The 17,551-nt window shown below is 63.3% G+C and carries 21 protein-coding genes; 12 read left to right on the top strand and 9 right to left on the bottom strand.

Features of this window, described 5'->3' with window-relative positions:
• Positions 1-73 precede the first annotated feature (73 nt).
• Positions 74-286 (top strand): cold-shock protein, encoded by a 213-nt coding sequence (locus tag DY201_RS10610; protein ID WP_018428999.1) that lies wholly within the window; start codon positions 74-76, stop codon positions 284-286.
• 207 nt (positions 287-493) lie between these two features.
• The gene (locus tag DY201_RS10605) at positions 494-931 is read left to right on the top strand and encodes a BA14K family protein (protein WP_115731168.1); all 438 of its coding nucleotides are present in this window, start codon (positions 494-496) and stop codon (positions 929-931) included.
• Between the two features lie 245 nt (positions 932-1,176).
• Here the strand turns inward: DY201_RS10605 and DY201_RS10600 are convergent, their stop codons facing one another.
• The 3 genes from DY201_RS10600 to DY201_RS10590 form a co-directional block, all read right to left on the bottom strand.
• Positions 1,177-1,818: an MBL fold metallo-hydrolase gene (locus DY201_RS10600; protein ID WP_115731167.1), complete on the bottom strand. Its 642-nt coding sequence runs from the start codon at positions 1,816-1,818 to the stop codon at positions 1,177-1,179.
• 247 nt (positions 1,819-2,065) lie between these two features.
• Positions 2,066-2,356: a hypothetical protein gene (locus DY201_RS10595; RefSeq protein WP_115731166.1), complete on the bottom strand. Its 291-nt coding sequence runs from the start codon at positions 2,354-2,356 to the stop codon at positions 2,066-2,068.
• A gap of 151 nt (positions 2,357-2,507) precedes the next feature.
• Positions 2,508-3,401 (bottom strand): branched-chain amino acid aminotransferase, encoded by an 894-nt coding sequence (locus DY201_RS10590; protein ID WP_115731165.1) that lies wholly within the window; start codon positions 3,399-3,401, stop codon positions 2,508-2,510.
• 239 nt (positions 3,402-3,640) lie between these two features.
• Here DY201_RS10590 and DY201_RS10585 point away from each other — a divergent pair, with 239 nt between their 5' ends.
• The 4 genes from DY201_RS10585 (at position 3,641) to DY201_RS10570 (ending at position 7,025) form a co-directional block, all read left to right on the top strand.
• A complete protein-coding gene (locus DY201_RS10585; protein ID WP_067959459.1) occupies positions 3,641-4,171 on the top strand; it encodes a MarR family winged helix-turn-helix transcriptional regulator in 531 nt (176 codons plus the stop codon).
• On the top strand, positions 4,161-4,880 hold the full coding sequence (locus DY201_RS10580; protein WP_115731164.1) for a response regulator: 720 nt from the start codon (positions 4,161-4,163) through the stop codon (positions 4,878-4,880). The genes DY201_RS10585 and DY201_RS10580 overlap by 11 nt, the downstream gene beginning before the upstream one ends.
• Before the next feature lie 239 nt (positions 4,881-5,119).
• A complete protein-coding gene (locus DY201_RS29440; RefSeq protein WP_245431955.1) occupies positions 5,120-5,266 on the top strand; it encodes a hypothetical protein in 147 nt (48 codons plus the stop codon).
• Positions 5,267-5,612: 346 nt separating this feature from the next.
• On the top strand, positions 5,613-7,025 hold the full coding sequence (locus tag DY201_RS10570) for an ATP-binding protein (protein WP_115731162.1): 1,413 nt from the start codon (positions 5,613-5,615) through the stop codon (positions 7,023-7,025).
• Here the strand turns inward: DY201_RS10570 and DY201_RS10565 are convergent, their stop codons facing one another.
• The 3 genes from DY201_RS10565 to DY201_RS10555 all read right to left on the bottom strand — a co-directional run bounded on the left by DY201_RS10565 (position 7,026) and on the right by DY201_RS10555 (position 9,671).
• Entirely contained in the window at positions 7,026-7,682 is a 657-nt protein-coding gene (locus DY201_RS10565) for a methionine ABC transporter permease (RefSeq protein WP_115733714.1), read from the bottom strand.
• Positions 7,663-8,748, bottom strand: coding sequence for a methionine ABC transporter ATP-binding protein (locus DY201_RS10560; protein WP_115731161.1), 1,086 nt, complete (start codon positions 8,746-8,748; stop codon positions 7,663-7,665). Before DY201_RS10560 ends, DY201_RS10565 begins: the two co-directional genes overlap by 20 nt.
• A gap of 74 nt (positions 8,749-8,822) precedes the next feature.
• Complete coding sequence (locus DY201_RS10555) at positions 8,823-9,671, bottom strand: MetQ/NlpA family ABC transporter substrate-binding protein (RefSeq protein ID WP_115731160.1); 849 nt, start codon at positions 9,669-9,671, stop codon at positions 8,823-8,825.
• A gap of 301 nt (positions 9,672-9,972) precedes the next feature.
• On the opposite strand from DY201_RS10555, the gene DY201_RS10550 reads away from it, so the two are divergent.
• Positions 9,973-10,977, top strand: a complete 1,005-nt coding sequence (locus DY201_RS10550; protein WP_115731159.1) for a glycosyltransferase family 4 protein — start codon at positions 9,973-9,975, stop codon at positions 10,975-10,977.
• A 235-nt stretch (positions 10,978-11,212) separates the two neighbouring features.
• On the opposite strand, the gene DY201_RS10545 is transcribed toward DY201_RS10550, so the two are convergent.
• The 3 genes from DY201_RS10545 to DY201_RS10535 all read right to left on the bottom strand — a co-directional run bounded on the left by DY201_RS10545 (position 11,213) and on the right by DY201_RS10535 (position 12,713).
• Complete coding sequence (locus DY201_RS10545; protein WP_115731158.1) at positions 11,213-11,572, bottom strand: tRNA-binding protein; 360 nt, start codon at positions 11,570-11,572, stop codon at positions 11,213-11,215.
• Positions 11,573-11,581: 9 nt separating this feature from the next.
• The gene (locus DY201_RS10540; RefSeq protein WP_067959436.1) at positions 11,582-12,082 is read right to left on the bottom strand and encodes a type III secretion system chaperone family protein; all 501 of its coding nucleotides are present in this window, start codon (positions 12,080-12,082) and stop codon (positions 11,582-11,584) included.
• Between the two features lie 316 nt (positions 12,083-12,398).
• Positions 12,399-12,713 (bottom strand): accessory factor UbiK family protein, encoded by a 315-nt coding sequence (locus DY201_RS10535; RefSeq protein ID WP_115731157.1) that lies wholly within the window; start codon positions 12,711-12,713, stop codon positions 12,399-12,401.
• A 203-nt stretch (positions 12,714-12,916) separates the two neighbouring features.
• On the opposite strand from DY201_RS10535, the gene lgt reads away from it, so the two are divergent.
• The 5 genes from lgt to DY201_RS10510 all read left to right on the top strand — a co-directional run bounded on the left by lgt (position 12,917) and on the right by DY201_RS10510 (position 17,546).
• The gene (gene lgt / locus DY201_RS10530; RefSeq protein ID WP_115731156.1) at positions 12,917-13,771 is read left to right on the top strand and encodes a prolipoprotein diacylglyceryl transferase; all 855 of its coding nucleotides are present in this window, start codon (positions 12,917-12,919) and stop codon (positions 13,769-13,771) included.
• Entirely contained in the window at positions 13,768-14,853 is a 1,086-nt protein-coding gene (locus tag DY201_RS10525; RefSeq protein WP_115733713.1) for a class I SAM-dependent methyltransferase, read from the top strand. The genes lgt and DY201_RS10525 overlap by 4 nt, the downstream gene beginning before the upstream one ends.
• 105 nt (positions 14,854-14,958) lie before the next feature.
• The gene (pgeF, locus tag DY201_RS10520) at positions 14,959-15,750 is read left to right on the top strand and encodes a peptidoglycan editing factor PgeF (RefSeq protein WP_115731155.1); all 792 of its coding nucleotides are present in this window, start codon (positions 14,959-14,961) and stop codon (positions 15,748-15,750) included.
• A gap of 4 nt (positions 15,751-15,754) precedes the next feature.
• Positions 15,755-16,906, top strand: coding sequence for a M24 family metallopeptidase (locus tag DY201_RS10515; RefSeq protein ID WP_115731154.1), 1,152 nt, complete (start codon positions 15,755-15,757; stop codon positions 16,904-16,906).
• Positions 16,907-16,949: 43 nt separating this feature from the next.
• Positions 16,950-17,546 (top strand): hypothetical protein, encoded by a 597-nt coding sequence (locus DY201_RS10510; protein WP_115731153.1) that lies wholly within the window; start codon positions 16,950-16,952, stop codon positions 17,544-17,546.
• Positions 17,547-17,551 lie beyond the last annotated feature (5 nt).

Genomic DNA, 17,551 nt, shown 5'->3' with positions numbered 1-17,551 from the left:
ATGAACGACAAATTTCCACTTCGGGCATTTGCCGGCCCGAAGACTGGAATTGATGGGATCAGAGGAGTTTCCCATGCCGCAGACCGGCACCGTCAAGTTCTTCAATCATGCCAAAGGCTTCGGCTTCATCACGCCGGACGACGGAGCGAAGGATGTCTTCGTTCACATTTCGGCCGTGCAGGCGTCGGGTCTTCCCGGTCTTGAGGATGGGCAGAAGGTTTCTTTCGACACCGAGCCGGACAAGCGCGGCAAGGGTCCGAAGGCCGTCAATCTGACCGTCGGCTGAGAACCTCCGAGGCGGCCGGAGTTGACCGCTCCGGCCTTGCGACTGCTCTATTCGCCGCAACGCATATGGGCGGTTGTCGGCGGTAGTTTCTTTGCCCCCCTTGGCGTCTGAAAATCCGTTCAGGCTGCGTTCAGGCTCGCTCCCCTAGACATATTGTCGACGCTAAATTCTGGCCTTGATACGGGCCAGACGGCGAAGGAGACCGACATGAACCCCATATTCAAGACCCTCGTCCTTTCGGCAGCCGTTGCCGCCACCACCTTGACCGCCTTGCCAGCAGCCGAGGCCGGCGAGCGCTGGCGCCGCCACAACCGCCACGACAATACCGGTGCGATTGTCGCTGCGGGTGCCCTCGGCCTGATCGCCGGTGCGGTGATCGCCGGCAATGCCAATCGTTCGCAGCCGGTCTATGACGACTACTACGAGCCGCAGCCGCGCCGCGTCTACCGCCAGGACTATTATGGCCAGGATTACTACCGCCCTGCCCCGGTGCAGCGCCGCGTGGTCTATCGCGACAGCTATGCGATCGAGCCGTGGACGCCCGAATGGTACAGCTACTGTTTGGACCGCTACCGCAGCTTCAAGCCGCGCAGTGGCACCTTCACCGGCTATGACGGCCTGGAGCACTTCTGCACTGCCAATTAGGGTGCCTGCGTCCGAATGGGCGCGCAAAACGATACTCTAACTCATTGAACCTGCGCATCGTGCTTTCCGAAAACAGATACCGGTTTTCGGACCGATGCACCGACCGCAGCCACAGGTTCCAGCCGAAGCGGCCTTCCCTGCCCGTCCGCCCCAGCGAAATCTGAAGCAACGACAAAAAGCGGCGTCAACCCTTGGGTTGGCGCCGTATTTCATTGTCGCCTTCATCAAATGGCGAGTAGCCGACGTCAGACCAGATAAGGATTGCTGCGGCGCTCGTCGCCAAAGCGGCTGCCCGGGCCGTGGCCGCAGATGAAGCCGATGTCGTCGCCGAGCGGCAAAAGCTTCTCCTTGATCGAGCGAATCAAGGTGGCGTGGTCTCCGCCATAGAGGTCGGTACGGCCGACGGAGCCCTGGAACAGCACGTCGCCGACATGGGCGAATTTCGCGTCGCGGTTGTAGTAGACGACATGGCCGGGCGCATGGCCAGGGCAGTGCAACACCTCGAAGACATGGGCGCCGAACGACACGGTCTCGCCCTCAGTCAGGAACCGGTCCGGCACGCAATTCCGCACGGAACCGTCCATGCCGAATTTCTGGGCCTGGGTCACCAGATTGTCGAGCAGCGGCTTGTCGGCCTCGTGCGGGCCAACGATCTCGACGCCAATCGCCTCCTTGAGCTCCATGGCGCCGCCGGCATGGTCGATATGGCCATGCGTCAGCCAGATCGCCGTGATTGTGATGCCGTTTTGCCTGAGCACCGACAGGATAGTGTCGACATCGCCACCGGGATCCACCACGACGCCGGTCTTGTCGTCAGTATCGAAGAGGATGGTGCAGTTCTGCTGGAAGGGCGTAACCGGCACGATGCCGGCATTAAGCTGTCCCATGGCGGGTCCTTTCCTTCGGGCGCCAGCGCCCGAAGGGACGCACAAAGGACGCTCCAACTCTGTGAATCTGCGCATCGTGCTCCGAAAATCGATGCCAATTTTCGAGCCGATGCGCTGAGTTGGCACCGACATACGGACTGGCGCGCGGTTCGTCCATGCACATTCTGGTGGGCGGTCAATCGCCCATATTCCAGAAATGAAATGGGCGGCCGTAGCCGCCCAATCCGAATTCCAATCTGCAGCGGGATTACTTCTTCATGGCGCCCATGATCGCGCCGACGATGGCCGTCACGATGGCGCCGCCGCCAGCACCACCAACCACGTCGCCGAGAATGCCGCTGAGCGCACCTGCCGTTGCCGGATCGGCCGCACCGCCAAGCAGGCTGCCGAGGATCTGTCCGCCTGCGAGACCGCCGACGCCGCCGGCGAGCAATTTCGTCAACTGCCCCATCGCCGCCGTCTTGATCGCCGCGCCGACGGCCTGTCCACCGATAACGCCGGTTACAATTTGTATGATGATAGGAAGAAGCGATTCCATGACAATTCCCTCCAAATTGCATGCCGGCCCTCAGTATGCCGACAGCAACATCAGACCCCGAAATCGGGGAATGTCAAATTAGGCTGGCAACAAGCAAAAAGGGCGGCTCGAAAACCGCCCTTCCGCAACGTTAATATATTGATACTGCTTGTTATTCCGCAGCAATCGCGTGCTTGGGCTGAACCGCAGCGGAATAGTCGTTCATCAAGGTCCTGGCGATTTCGCCGACCTCGAATCGGTACTGGCCGATCTCGGAAACCGGCGTCACTTCAGCCGCCGTGCCGGTCAGGAAGCACTGCTCGAAGCCTTCCAGTTCCTCCGGCATGATAACGCGCTCGACGACCTCGAGACCACGATCCTTGGCGAGGCCGATAACCGTGCGGCGGGTAATGCCGTCGAGGAAGCAGTCGGCCTTCGGCGTGTGCACCTTGCCGTCCTTGACGAAGAAGATGTTGGCGCCGGTCGCCTCGGCAACCTGGCCGCGCCAGTCGAGCATCATCGCATCGGCATAACCCTTGGCCTCGGCTGCATGCTTGGACAGGGTGCAGATCATGTAGAGGCCGGCAGCCTTGGACTTCGATGGTGCCGTGCGTGGGTCTGGGCGGCGCCATTCGGCAATGTCGAGGCGGATGCCCTTCAGCTTCTGTGCCGGATCGAAATAGCTCGGCCACTGCCAGATGGCGACGGCAACGTTGATGCGGTTCTTGTGGGCGGCAACGCCCATTTCTTCGCTGCCGCGCCAGGCGATCGGGCGCACATAGGCGTCCTGGAAACCCTGCTTCTTCAAGAGCTCGCGGCAGGCATCGTCGATCGCTTCGACAGAATAAGGAATGGTGAAGCCAAGGATCCGGGCCGATTCATGCAGACGCTCGGTGTGCTCGGTGAGCTTGAAGATCTCGCCGCCATAGGCGCGCTCGCCCTCGAACACCGCGCTTGCATAGTGCAGACCATGGGTTAGTACGTGAATCTTGGCGTCGGCCCACTGGACGAACTCGCCGTTCATCCAGATGAATCCATCGAGCTGGTCGAAAGGAACGGATGCCATGGTAAACCTTCCCGCAGGCGGGAGCCTGCCTATCGTTTCGTATCGTTCTTGATGGCCCGCGAGGGGCCTGATGGATAAAGCGTAGGCGGGCCAGAACACGGCGGCAAACTCACGATGTTTCGGAAAAAACCACCGCACCTTGCCTTTTCGTTCGCAATCCGCCGAAAAGCTTGGCAAAAATTACCATCGCACCTAATTTATGTCAACAGTGCTGACATAAATTGACGAACAGGAATTCCATGGCACAACGCAGCGGCGCAACCGCCCAACCGATCCGCACCGCCGTGACGGCAGACGAAGGCATCGATTTCTCGATCATCGAGCTGATGTATTTCGCCTATCGCGACTTCACCTCCGACCCCGACCAGATCCTCGCCGAATACGGTTTCGGCCGCGCCCATCACCGCGTGCTGCACTTCGTCAACCGCCTGCCCGGGCTGACGGTTGCCGAACTGCTCGACGTGCTCAAGATCACCAAGCAGAGCCTGGCGCGCGTGCTCAAGCAACTCATCGACGCTGGCTACATCGTCCAGGTCCAGGGGCCGCGTGACAGGCGCCAGCGCGAGCTCTATCCGACGCCCAAGGGACGCACATTGACACTGGCGCTGGCGCGGCCACAGTCACGCCGCATCCATGCGGCACTGGAGGGCGCGGGAGAGACCGAGCGGGCCTGGATCGAAAGATTCCTTAAGGCGATGGTCAATCCCGAATTAAGGGCGCAGATTGATCATCTGCCCGGAAACACGCCGGGGAAAGACCATGGAGAATAACGAAAAGACGGCCAGCCAGGCCACGTTGGGCGACGATGCTCCGCATCTGCTCGTCGTCGACGACGATACGCGCATCCGCAACCTGCTCAAGCAGTATCTGACCGAAAACGGCTTTCGCGTTACTGTCGCGGGCAATGCCGACGAAGCGCGGCGCAAGCTTGCCGGCCTCGACTTCGACCTTCTCATCCTCGACGTGATGATGCCGGGCGAAAACGGCATCGAGCTGACGAAGTCGCTGCGCGACCAGAAGGACGTGCCGATCCTGATGCTGACGGCATTGTCGGAGACCGACAGCCGCATCACCGGCCTCGAAGCCGGCGCCGACGACTATCTGCCCAAGCCGTTCGACCCGCGCGAACTGATCCTCAGGATCAACAACATCCTGCGCCGTGGCGGCCCGGCGGCGACGCCGAAGGTCGAGCAGCTGGTGTTCGGCCCCTACACCTTCCAGATCGCGCGGCGCGAACTGAAGCGCGGCGGCGAAGCCCTCAAGCTTACCGACCGCGAACAGGAGATTCTCGCCATCTTTGCCGCGCGCGCCGGCGAGACCATCCCGCGCCACGAACTGGTGACGGGTGATTCCGAGGTCGGCGAGCGCACCATCGACGTGCAGATCAACCGCCTGCGACGCAAGATCGAGCGCGATCCGGCGAATCCCGTCTGGCTGCAGACGGTGCGCGGCATCGGCTACCGACTTAGCGTGGAATAGCCAGCAGCAGCGGAGGCCTCCCGGACGGCCGGTTGTTGAAGCCGGCCGCTCCGATGTGACATTGCGCGCCGGCGACGAGACCGCATCAAGCGAGCCGGCGTGGGAGAAACGGCGATGTTACCATCACGCTTGCATTTGCCATCTCTGTCTTTCCAGCCACCGCATTCGCCCATTCCTGCCCGACCATCATGGCGGCGACCGACGCTGCTTTGCCCACTTCCCCGCTCGCGGACGCGGACATGACGAAGGTCAAGGAGCTGCGCGCCAAGGGCGAGCAACTGCATGCTTCAGGCGATCACACGGGGTCGAAAGCGGCCCTCAACGAAGCCAAGAAACTGCCTGGCATCCGATCGCCAGACCAGTTCGGGCTGAACTTCGCAGCCTGAACTTTGTCTCACCCTGCAGTCCCGCTGCGGGCAACAGCTTTGCGAACTTGCTCTCGGCTTGCAGCAGCGTTCCTACCTGCACCCGGGCCCGGTGAAGCCCAGTCACCGGCCTTGCAATTGCCGACACAGTCTCGGCACAGTTGCAGGCAATCTTGCCCGCGGGCTGCGTAATGCCTCGCGACAATTGGATTTACGGCAAAAAGCCCTATGTTTTCAGCATTGGGCAAGATGGAGTTTGACAAGGTAAGCTGTTGAACTTCAAAGACAGTTTCGGAACGATCTGGTGTGGAATAGGATCGATGCGAGCCCGCCGGAGCAGTCCGGCGAGCAGCAAATGGAAGGGCGGATGGCAACCACCGACATGGAACGGACCGGCGGAGGCGGTCTTGGCACACGCAGCTGGCGTGCGCTGACGGCAGTGCCGCGCAGTTGGAACCGCTTCTGGCGGCGCGTGTCGCTCTACATGCCCAAGCGGCTCTATGCCCGCTCGCTGCTTATCGTCATCACGCCAATGATCCTGCTGCAGTCGGTCGTCGCCTTCGTCTTCATGGAGCGGCATTGGCAGACGGTCACTGTTCGCCTGTCGCAGGCGGTGACGCGCGACATCGCAGGCATCATCGACCTGCTCGACACTTTTCCGCAGCCTGAGAGCTACGCACAGATCATCCGCATCGCCCAGGAGCGCATGTCGCTGAAGATCGACCTGCTGCCAGCCGAGCCCCTGCCGCCCCCCGGCCCGAAACCATTCTTCTCGATCCTCGACCAGGCGCTGTCGACCGAAATCCGCAAGCAGATCAACAAGCCGTTCTGGCTCGACACCGTCGGCAACTCCAACATCGTCGAGGTGCGCGTGCAGCTCGACGACAAGGTGCTTAGAGTCTTCGTCCGCCGAAGCCAGGCTTACGCCTCGAACACCCACATCTTCCTGTTGTGGATGGTCGGCACCTCGCTGGTGCTGCTGACGATCGCCATTCCGTTCCTGCGCAACCAGATCCGCCCGATCCTGCAGCTGACCGAAGCCGCCGAAAGCTTCGGCAAGGGCCGGCCGATGCCGCCCAACTTCCGGCCGCGCGGCGCCGAGGAGGTGCGGCGCGCCGGCTTCGCCTTCATCCAGATGCGCGAACGCATCGAACGCCAGATCGACCAGCGCACGGCGATGCTGACCGGCGTCAGCCACGACCTGCGCACCATTTTGACCCGCTTCAAGCTGCAGCTCGCGCTGTCGGGCAGCAAGGTCGACACCGAGGCGCTGAGCCAGGATGTCGACGACATGCAGTCTATGCTCGAGGCCTATCTCGCCTTTGCCCGCGGCGAGGCGTCGGAGGACCCAGGCCGCTTCGACCTCACCAGCTATCTCGACAAGATCGGCGAGGAAGCCCGGCTGCGCAAGCGCAAGCTCAAGGTGACGCTTGTCGGCGAGCCGGAAGTGCACGTCCGCCCGAACGCCTTTGCCCGCCTGCTGCAGAACGTCGTCGGCAACGCCTTCCGCTACGCCAAGGAGGTCGAGGTCAAGGCCGTCCACGATCGCGGCATGCTGGTGGTCATGGTCGACGACAACGGCCCCGGCATTCCCGAGGAAAAGCGCGAAGAGGTGTTCAAGCCGTTCTTCCGGCTCGACGAGGCACGCAATCTAGATTCGACCGGTACAGGCCTCGGCCTGGCTGTAGCCCGCGACATTGCGCGCAGCCATGGCGGCGACATCAAGTTGAGCGACAGCCCGCTGGGCGGCCTGCGCGCGATGATCCGCGTACCGGCCTGATCAGGCGCGGCGGTCGAGCCGCGTCACCAGCCTGTCGCCGATCCACTGGATGCCGCAGACGAGCACGATCAGCACTGCCACCACAGCAACCATGACAGCCGTCTCGAAACGCTGGTAGCCGTAGCGTATGGCGAGGTCGCCGAGCCCGCCCGCGCCGATGGCACCCGCCATGGCCGAGGCGCCGACCAGCGTCACCAGCGTCACTGTGAAGCCCGCGACGATACCCGGCAGCGCCTCGGGCACCAGCACCTCGCGGATGATCGCCCAGCGGCCACCGCCCATCGCCCGCACCGCCTCGATAAGGCCGCGATCGACCTCGCGCAGCGACACTTCGGCAATGCGCGCATAATACGGCGTGGCGGCAATCGCCAGCGGCACGATCGCCGCCCAGGTGCCGATCGAGGTGCCGACGATCAGCCGAGTCAGCGGGATCAGCGCCACCAAAAGGATGATGAACGGCACCGAGCGGAAGCCGTTGACGAGAGCGCCGAGGACCCCGTTGATCCAGCGATTGGAGGCGATGCCGCCACGGTCGGTGGCAACAAGTGCCAGGCCCAGCGGCAAGCCGAAGACGAGCGAGATCAGCCCCGATGCCGCCGTCATCAACACCGTCTCCCACAGCGAGCGCAACAGCAGTTCAAACATTATCTGTGACATAACCAAGCACCTCGACCCGGGCATCGCGGGCATTCAGGAATTCGACAATCTCGGCTATTCCGCGCGATGCGGCTTCGACACCGAGGAACAGCGTGCCCACCGGCTCGCCCTGGATGGTGTCGATGCCGCCATGAACGAGCCGGAATCGGCTGGATGCTGCGCATGCCAGCTCCTGCAGCAACGGGCGGCGCGCTGCTTCGCCTGAAATGTCGACACGCAGGATCGCTTCGCGTCCGGCACCTGCAAGGCGGGCGGTGATTGCCTGAGGCAGTTGCGGCCGGATGCCTGCGAGCAGGCTGCGAGTCACTTCGGTGCGCGGATCGGCGAAGGTCGACCATACTGGCCCCTCCTCGACGATGCGCCCTGCGTCGATGACGGCGACGCGGTCGGCAATGCTGCGGATGACCTCCATCTCGTGGGTGATCAGCAGGATTGTCAGGCCGAGCTTGCGGTTGATGTCCTTCAGAAGCGCGAGGATCGAGCGGGTCGTCTCGGGGTCCAGCGCCGAGGTCGCTTCGTCGGAGAGCAGCACTACCGGGCGCGCGGCGAGCGCGCGCGCGATGCCGACACGCTGCTTCTGCCCGCCTGACAGCGAGGCCGGATAGGCCTTGGCTTTGTCTGCGAGGCCGACGAGTTCGAGCAGTTCGGCCGCGCGCTTGAGCCGCTCGGCTTTCGGCAGGCCTTCGATCTTGAGCGGCAGGGCGACATTTTCCTCGACTGTCTTGGCCGACAAAAGGTTGAAGTGCTGGAAGATCATGCCGATGCGCCGGCGCAGCGGTTGCAGCTCGCGCTCACTGAGGCCAGTGATTTCGCGGCCCTCGACGAAGATCTGGCCGCTATCAGGCTGTTCCAGCCCGTTCAGGCAGCGGATCAGCGTCGACTTGCCGGCGCCGCTGCGGCCGATGATACCAAGCACCTCGCCCTTGCGCACGGTAAGCGAAACGCCGTCGACGGCGGGCGTCTGGCCGAACCGCCGCTTGAGGTCGACGATGCGCACGACAATATCCGACAGCGCGGCATCGAAAGGCGGCGACACCCCTCCGATGGTTGCAAAATGCTGGGTCATGAAATCCCCTCGGGAAAGCGGAAGGCGGCCCGCCACCGCTGGCGGGCCGCCTCCGTTGTTATCAGTCGTCAGGCTCAGTAGGCGGCGACGCCGGTGCCCTTGTAGACGCGGTCGAACTCGGCCTTGACGGTCTCGTTCTGGTAAGCGGCGACGAGTTTCTTGACCCAGCCCTCGTTCTCGCTGCCCGTCTTGACGGCGATGAAGTTGCGGTACGGATTGTCGGCAACCGGCTCTTGGGCGATGCGGTTCTCGGGCTTGAGGCCACTCTTCAGCGCCCAATCGGTATTGACAACCGCTGCGTCGAGGTCCTCGACCGAACGGCCGACGATGCCGGCGTCGAGCTCCTTGATCTCGAACTTCTTCGGGTTTTCAACGATGTCGGCGACGGTCGCCAGGATGCCGGTGCCGTCCTTCAGCTTGATCAGGCCGGCGTCAGCGAGCACGCGAAGTGCGCGACCTTCGTTGGACGGATCGTTGGGCACGCCGATGACGGCGGCCTCAGGCAGCGCCTCGAGCTTGGCGTGCTTCTTGGAATAGAGGCCGATCGGCCACAGGCCGGTATAGCCGACGGGGGTGATGTGGTAGCCCTGCGTCTTGATCTGGTTGTCGAGATAGGGCTGGTGCTGGAAGGCGTTGGCGTCGATCTCGCCGCGCTCCAGCGCCTCGTTGGGCTGGGTGTAGTCATTGAACACGACAGTCTCGATCTCGAGGCCCTGCTTGGCGGCTTCGGCCTTGACCACGCGCCAGACATCCTCGTCCTCGCCCGAGATGATGCCTACCTTGATCGCGGCCTTGTCTTCGGCAAGCGCGTGGTGCGGAACGGTGAAGCTGATGACGGTGACGACGGAGGCGAGCAGCGCGGCAAGTGCCGAGCGCCGGCTGATCGTGTTGCGGTTGGAAACGGATTTGGTGATCTCGGTCATTTCGAATTCTCGCTGAGAGCCGTTGGGAGGATGGCTCGCTCCGCCGATCGCGAAGCTTGCCCTTATCCTCGGCAAACGACCCTCTCTCGGCAAAGGATCGGATTTCACACCACGCCCTGCCTTGGGAAAAATCGTCACAAAGAAAATGCCGGTTCGGGCAGAACCGACCCAGCCCTTCGCAGTTGCGAACAAAAGCCATCGTCATTCCAGCGTCATGCAATCCTGCTCAAAGGCGCCTCGCAACGAATGGAGGACCGCTGATTCCCGGCAGGCCGGGACGCGGACAACGGGGAAGACGCCTTTGCGCATCCTGATGGTCACCGACGCCTGGCGTCCGCAGATCAACGGCGTCGTCCACACGCTCGAACGGCTCGCCGAAACCCTGACCGCCTTCGACGCCGAAGCCGACTTCCTGACCCCGAACATCTTCCGCACCTTGCCGATGCCGACCTATCCCGACATCAGGCTGGCGCTGACGACACCTGGCAACGTCGCCCGGATCATCGACGAGCGCAGGCCCGACCACATCCATCTCGTCACCGAAGGCCCGCTCGGCATGATGGCGCGGCGCTATTGCCTCGCCCGCAACCGCCCCTTCACCACCAGCTACCACACCCGCTTTCCCGAATATGTCAGTGCCCGCCTGCCGCTGCCGGAGAGCTGGACCTACGGCCTGCTGCGCAATTTCCACAATTCCGGCCAGGGTTGCATGGTCGCAACCCAGTCGCTTGCCGACGACCTCGCATCGCGCGGCTTCGAGAAGCTCAGGCCATGGACGCGTGGCGTCGACATCAAGCACTTCCATCCCGACAAGAAGGTCGAGATGGACCTGCCTCGGCCGATCTTCCTGTGTGTCGGCCGCATTGCGGTAGAGAAGAACCTGCCGGCCTTCCTCGACCTCGACCTGCCCGGCACCAAGGTGCTTGTCGGCGACGGGCCGGAACTCGAAAGGCTGAAGGCAAGATATCCGGAGGCGCATTTCCTCGGGCGCCGGCCGAGCGACGAACTGGCCGAGATCTACGCCTCATCCGACGTCTTCGTCTTCCCGAGCCGCACCGACACCTTCGGCAATGTCATCATCGAGGCGCTGGCCAGTGGCACGCCGGTCGCCGCCTATCCGGTGACGGGGCCGATCGACATCGTCGGCGACGGCATTGGCGGGGTGGTATCGGAAGACCTGCGCGAGGCTGCGCTGGGGGCGCTCAAAATCGACCGCACCGAGGCCCGCGAGCGGGCCATGCGCTACACCTGGAATGCCTGCGCGGAAATGTTCCTGTACAATGTGAGGGCGGCCTACACGACCTAGCCGCGAAAACAGGGAGCCCATGCAGGCTGCCCCTCTCGGCCTCGCTACGCTCGGCAGCTCTCCCCAAAGGGACGAGGAAGCCGAGCCGGAGAAGCCGCAGCGTTGTTGCAGTGGTTTCCTCGCCCCCTTGGGGAGAGGTGTCGAGGCATAGCCGAGACGGAGAGGGGTTCCTCGCTGACAGACGATCGATGTTTCGAACGCGTGGCGGGCCTTGCACCCTCTCCCAACTCGGATCCTAGAATAGTCTTCCGCCGTCCGGCACCTTGCGTTCTATGGCGCCGAGCACGACGTCGCCATCCTGATCCGGGAAACCGAGCGTCAGCACTTCCGACATGAACGGGCCGATCTGGCGCGGCGGGAAGTTGACGACGGCAAACACCTGCCGACCCAGCAGGGTCGCGGGCGTGTAGTATTTGGTGATCTGCGCCGACGACTTCTTGACGCCGATCTCGGCGCCAAAATCGATCTTCAGCTTGAAAGCCGGCTTGCGCGCCTCCGGAAACGGCTCGACCTCGACGACCGTGCCGGTGCGTATATCAACCTTGTCGAAGTCGGCAAAGCTGATCTCGGGCTTGCGCGCCTTGTGCGAACTCATGCGGCGTTCTCAAGCGTTACCGTGCGTCTCGAACAGCACGCTTGCCAGCGCATCCTTGGCCGAGGTGCCCGACCAGACGACGAACTGGAACGCCTGGAAATAGCATTCGCAGGCTTCGAGCGCCGACGACAGCAGCACTTCGACCTGCTGGCTGGTCGGCTCGACGCCACCGGCAAGCAGCAGCGACTGGCGGAACATGATCGCGCCTTCGGTTTCCCAAAGGTCGAAATGCCCGAACAGCATCTGCTCGTTGATCAGCGACAAGAGCCTGAGGATCTCAAGCGTACGGCTTTCCGGTACCTTGACGTCGAATGCGCATGCCAGGTGCAGGGCCTCGAAGTCTTCCATCCAGGAAAACGAAACCTGGTATTCGGTCCAGTTGCCGACAACCGAAATCGAAATCTCGTCGTCGCCGGCACGTTCGAACGCCCAGTCGTTGTTATGAGCCACCTGCTCGATGACATCCACCGGATGGATTTCGCGGGAGAACTCGAGTTCGAGAAGTTCCATAAATGCTTCCTGTCGTTCCGGGCGCGTCATCGCGCTCCGCGCGGGGGACACACACGACGAACTTATTCTTGAACTCGGACGACCAGCGCTGCCGGACTCAATACCCCCCAGCCGGACCGCGCCATCCGGTGCACGACGCTGTTTCGAATCGTGCAGTAAATTCAGTGTATTGATCGTGACTCTCGTGAACAGCCCAATTTTTCGCAACGTCCCATTCGGATGTGGAAACAGGCTGCGGCGCAGATTCACAAAGCGCCGGTAAGCGATTCACGACAAAGCACTTTTTCGGATGGCGCTTTGTGGAAAAGTTAACGAATTATTTCTTTGTACGGGGCTTCGGCGAGGCCGCCGGTGAGGCCTTGTCGGCATCTTCGCCGGCGCGGCCGGCGAGTTGAGCCTCGAGCGCCTCGATACGGGCAACCAGCGCCTTGTTTTCGGCACGTGCCTTGATCGCCATGTCGCGAACCGCCTCGAACTCCTCGCGCTGGACCAGCTCGAGCGAATTCATCGCCCGCTCGGCCTGCGAACGGAACGCGGTTTCGACCTCGCGCCTGACACCTTGCGCGGCACCCGCGGCATCGGTCATCAACTTGGCGAATTCATCCAGAATGCGGTTCGGTCCGGTCGTCATGGCTAACCCTCGCGTTGTCCATTCGACGTAGTGGGGCAAAGCGGCGAATGCAAGGATATCGTGCCCGCAACGAGGTGCCAAATGCTGCGGCAAAGATGCCCGCCTGCACGCAATGACTTCTCGGTTACTGCGGGTTTGCCTGCCTTGACCGTGCCAAAACCCTGCCGCATGGTCCGCCGCGATTGCCTGCCCTGGAGACTGATTTGAGAGAATACCTTGCCTTGCCGCTGGCCGCCCTGCCCTTTCCGAACATCGATCCCGTGATCGTGCAGCTCGGGCCACTGGCCATTCACTGGTACGGCCTGGGCTACATCATTGGCATCCTGTTTGCCTGGTGGTACGCCAAGCGGCTGGTGACCGACGCACGCCTGTGGCCGAACGGCGTGCTGCCGATGAAACCCGAAGCCCTGGACGATTTCCTGGTCTGGGCAGCGGCAGGCGTCGTGCTCGGCGGCCGCATCGGCTACATCCTGTTCTACGACCTCGCCCGATACATCTCCAATCCGCTCGACATCTTCGCGGTATGGCAGGGCGGCATGTCGTTCCATGGCGGTTTGCTCGGCGTCACCCTGGCCATGGTGCTGTTCGCCCGCAAGAACGGCATCCTCGTCTGGTCGCTGATCGACGTCGTCGCCGCCGGCGTGCCGGTCGGCCTCGGGCTGGTGCGTCTCGCAAACTTCATCAATTCGGAGCTCTGGGGCCGGGTGACCGACGTGCCATGGGCCGTCGAATTCCCGACCGGCGGACCGTTCCTGCGCCATCCGAGCCAGATCTACGAAGCCCTGCTCGAAGGCCTGGTGCTTTTCTTCGTGCTGTATTTCCTTACCCATTCCAGGCTCAAGCTCAAGACGCCGCGTTTCATCGCCGGCGCCTTCGTCTGCGGCTATGGCTTGTCGCGCATCTTCGTCGAGTTCTTCCGCGAGCCGGACCAGCAGATCGGCTATCTCCTAGGCGGTTGGCTGACCATGGGCATGGTGCTGTCGGTACCGATGCTGCTGATCGGCCTGTGGGCGATGCTGTCGGCCAGGCCGGTCACCCAGATCGCAAGGCCGGCATGACAGCGCTCAAGACGCGCATCGCAGGCCTGATCGCGGCATCGGGCCCGATCAGCGTCGCCGACTACATGGCGTTGTGCCTGTTCGACCCGTCCGACGGCTACTACACGACACGCGAGCCATTCGGTGCCGAGGGCGACTTCACCACGGCGCCCGAGGTCAGCCAGATGTTCGGCGAGCTCGTCGCCGTCTGGCTCTATGCCGTCTGGCAGGCATCGGGGCGTCCGACAGGCGCGACGCTGGCCGAAATAGGCCCCGGACGCGGCACCCTGATGAAGGACGTCCTCAGGGTGCTGAGCAGGCTCGATGCCGCCTTTGTCGCCAGCGTCTCGGTGGCGCTGGTCGAGACCAGCCCAAGGCTGCGCGAGGTACAGAAACAGACCCTCGCCGACCGAAACGTCCGGATCGATTGGCACCACACCGTGGCGACGCTGCCCAATGCGCCGCTGTTCATCGTCGGCAACGAATTGTTCGACGCCATCCCGACGCGCCAGTTCGTCAAGCTCGGCGCCGCCTGGCATGAGCGCGCCGTAGGCCTCGATGAGGCAGGCGACCTTGCCTTCGTCGCCGGTCCGGCAACCGTAGGCTCCGCACTTTTGCCAGCAGATGCCGCAACCGCGCCCGAGGGCGCGATCTTCGAGTTCGCGCCGGCGCGCAGCGGCACTATGGAGGCCATTTCGGAGCACATCGCCGCGTCTGGCGGGGCCGGGCTGTTCTTCGACTACGGCCATCTCACGTCAGGCATCGGCGACACGCTGCAGGCGTTGCGCAAGCACCACTATGACGACGTGCTCGCGCATCCCGGCGAGGCTGATCTGACCTCGCATGTCGACTTCGCAGCCCTTGCCATGGCTGCTCGAGCCCACGGGCTCGATGCGCAACTGGCAACCCAGGGCGAGTTCCTGCTCGCCATGGGGCTGCTCGAACGCGCCGGCAAGCTCGGTGCCGATGCGGACGCCACCGGGCGTGAAAAGATCCGCGGCGAGGTCGAACGGCTCGCCGGCCCGGACGCCATGGGAAAGCTGTTCAAGGTGCTTGGCGTCGCTCCGCGTGGCACAAGATTTCCCTTCCCCGCCGTCAGTTGACAGCACGCTTGCGCCTGCCCCACTGTCCGGCCTCGAAATGGCGAGGCGACCTGTGGCGGCGGGCCCGGCCTTGACGAAATCGCTGACGAGGATGACAAGGCGGCAATGCTGAACGACTCGAAACCGGATCCGATCCGGTCCAACTTGCTCGCCAGCGCGGAAGCCAACGGCATCCGCCACGGTTACTTTACCCGCATCGGCGGGGTCTCCGAAGGCATCTACCAGGGCCTTAACATCGGCGTTGGCTCGGACGACGACCAGTCGCGCGTCACCGAGAATCGTCGCCGCGTCGCGAGATGGATGGGTGTACCCGCAGACCACCTGCTCAGCCTTTACCAGGTCCACTCGCCCGATGTCGTCATTGCCACCGGCCCCTTTGCCAACGGCCGCCCCAAGGCCGACGCACTGGTAACCGACAGGCCCGGCATTGCGCTCGGCGCCTCGTCGGCCGATTGCGGCCCGGTGCTGTTTGCCGACCCGCAAGCGCGGATCATCGGTGCGGCCCATGCCGGCTGGAAGGGCGCCTTCACTGGCGTGCTCGAAAACACCATCGCTGCCATGGAAAGCCTCGGCGCCAGACGCGAGCGCGTCCTCGCAGTGCTCGGCCCTTCGATCAGCGTCGCCAATTACGAGGTCGGCCCCGAATTCGTCGCCCGCTTTGTCGAGGGGGATGGCGACAACGTCAGGTATTTCGCACCCTCTGCGAATGCCGGCCATCACATGTTCGACCTCAACCTCTACACGGTGGACCGCCTGCGCAAGGCAGGTGTGAAGGCCGAAGCCCTGAACCGCTGCACCTATGCGGAAGAGGACCTCTTTTATTCCTACCGGCGCACCACGCACCGCAAGGAAGCTGACTACGGGCGGCAGATTTCGGCAATTGCATTGGAGGACTGACAGCATGGCGCTGCATTTCGAACGAACCGAATTCGACGCCCGGCGCGACCGGCTGATGATCGAGATGGCCGAAAAGAAGCTCGATGCCGTTGTCCTGTTCGCGCAGGAGAGCATGTACTGGCTGACCGGCTACGACACGTTCGGCTTCTGCTTCTTCCAGTCGCTGGTGGTCATGGCCGACGGCTCGATGACGCTTTTGACCCGTTCGGCGGACCTGCGCCAGGCGCGCCACACCTCGATCATCGAAAACATCGTCTTGTGGACCGACCGCGACAACGCCAATCCGACGCTCGACCTGCGTAATCTGCTCAATGACCTCGGCCTGCTCGGTGCACGCGTCGGCGTCGAATACGACACCCACGGCCTGACCGCCTTCAACGGCCGCCGCCTTGACGAGCAGTTGCAGACCTTTGGCCAGATCGTCGACGCCTCCGGCATCGTCGGGCGTCTGCGCCTGTTCAAGAGCCCGGCCGAGATCGAAAAGGCGGAGAAGGCAGCGAGCCTTGCCGACGACGCGCTCGACGCGGCGCTGCCGCTGATCAAGCAGGGCGGCGACGAAGCCAAGATCCTCGCCGCCATGCAGGGCGCAATCTTCACCGGCGGCGGTGATTACCCCGCCAACGAGTTCATCATCGGCTCCGGTGCCGACGCCTTGCTCTGCCGCTATAAGTCCGGCCGCCGCAAGCTCAACAAGAACGACCAGCTGACGCTCGAATGGGCCGGCGTGTTCAACCACTATCATGCGCCGATGATGCGCACAGTCCTGACCGGCAAGGCCTCGAGACGCCACCAGGAACTCTACGACGCCTCGCTTGCCGCCCTGCTTGCGGCCGAAAAGGCGATGACGCCGGGCAATACATTCGGCGATGTCTTCGACGCGCACGCCCGCACGCTCGAGGCGCATGACCTGACCAAGCACCGGCTCAATGCTTGCGGTTACTCGGTCGGCGCACGCTTCACACCGTCGTGGATGGACATGCCGATGTTCTACCAGGGCAATCCCGAGCCGATCGCGCCCAACATGACTTTGTTCGCCCACATGATCATCATGGATTCGGAAACCGAGACCGCGATGACGTTGGGTCGTACCTATCTGACCACTGAATCCGCACCCAAGCCGCTTTCCCGCCATGATCTCGACTTGATCGTACGATGATTGCGCAGGGCGCTGAGGGGCGTTTGCCAGGGAGTTCGGGCAAATGAGACGTTGGATTTTTGCGGCAGCCTGCCTGTCCGCCTGTGTCGCCCTGTCCGCTTGCAACAGCGCCAAGGACGTCCTTGAACCGTCGGCCGTGGCACCCACCGAGCAGTCGGCGGCGCTCGCCAGGTCCGAAGGGACCGACGTGGCCGCACCCGCGGTGACGGGCACGGCAACCACCGCGGCAGCCGCGGCCGTCCCGGCACAGACGGCAGCAGTAGTTAGCAAGGCGCGCGTACAATTCGCCCCGATCGTCGGCGCAACCGTCGAGGCAGCGACGCCGCTCACCCAGCGCCTCGGCACCCGCGCCCGCGAACGCGGCATCACGCTCGCCGGCAGCACCGACACCGCCCCGCCCGGCATCATCATGCGTGGCTACTTCTCGGCGATGACCGAAGGCAAGGACACGACGGTCGTTTATGTCTGGGACGTCTATGATCCGGCAGGCACGAGGCTGCACCGGATCAATGGCCAGCAGACGGCGGCTTCGGCCGGCAGCGGCGAAGGCTGGCCAGCGGTAGCGCCCGCCACCATGCAGGCGATAGCCGACAGCACCATCGATCAATTGGCCCTGTGGCTCGCCGCAAAACCAGGCTAGACCGC

Source organism: Aminobacter aminovorans, assembly GCF_900445235.1.
Lineage (GTDB): Bacteria > Pseudomonadota > Alphaproteobacteria > Rhizobiales > Rhizobiaceae > Aminobacter > Aminobacter aminovorans.
Note: the sequence above shows the minus strand (reverse complement) of the source record. Positions and strands in the feature narration are given on the sequence as shown.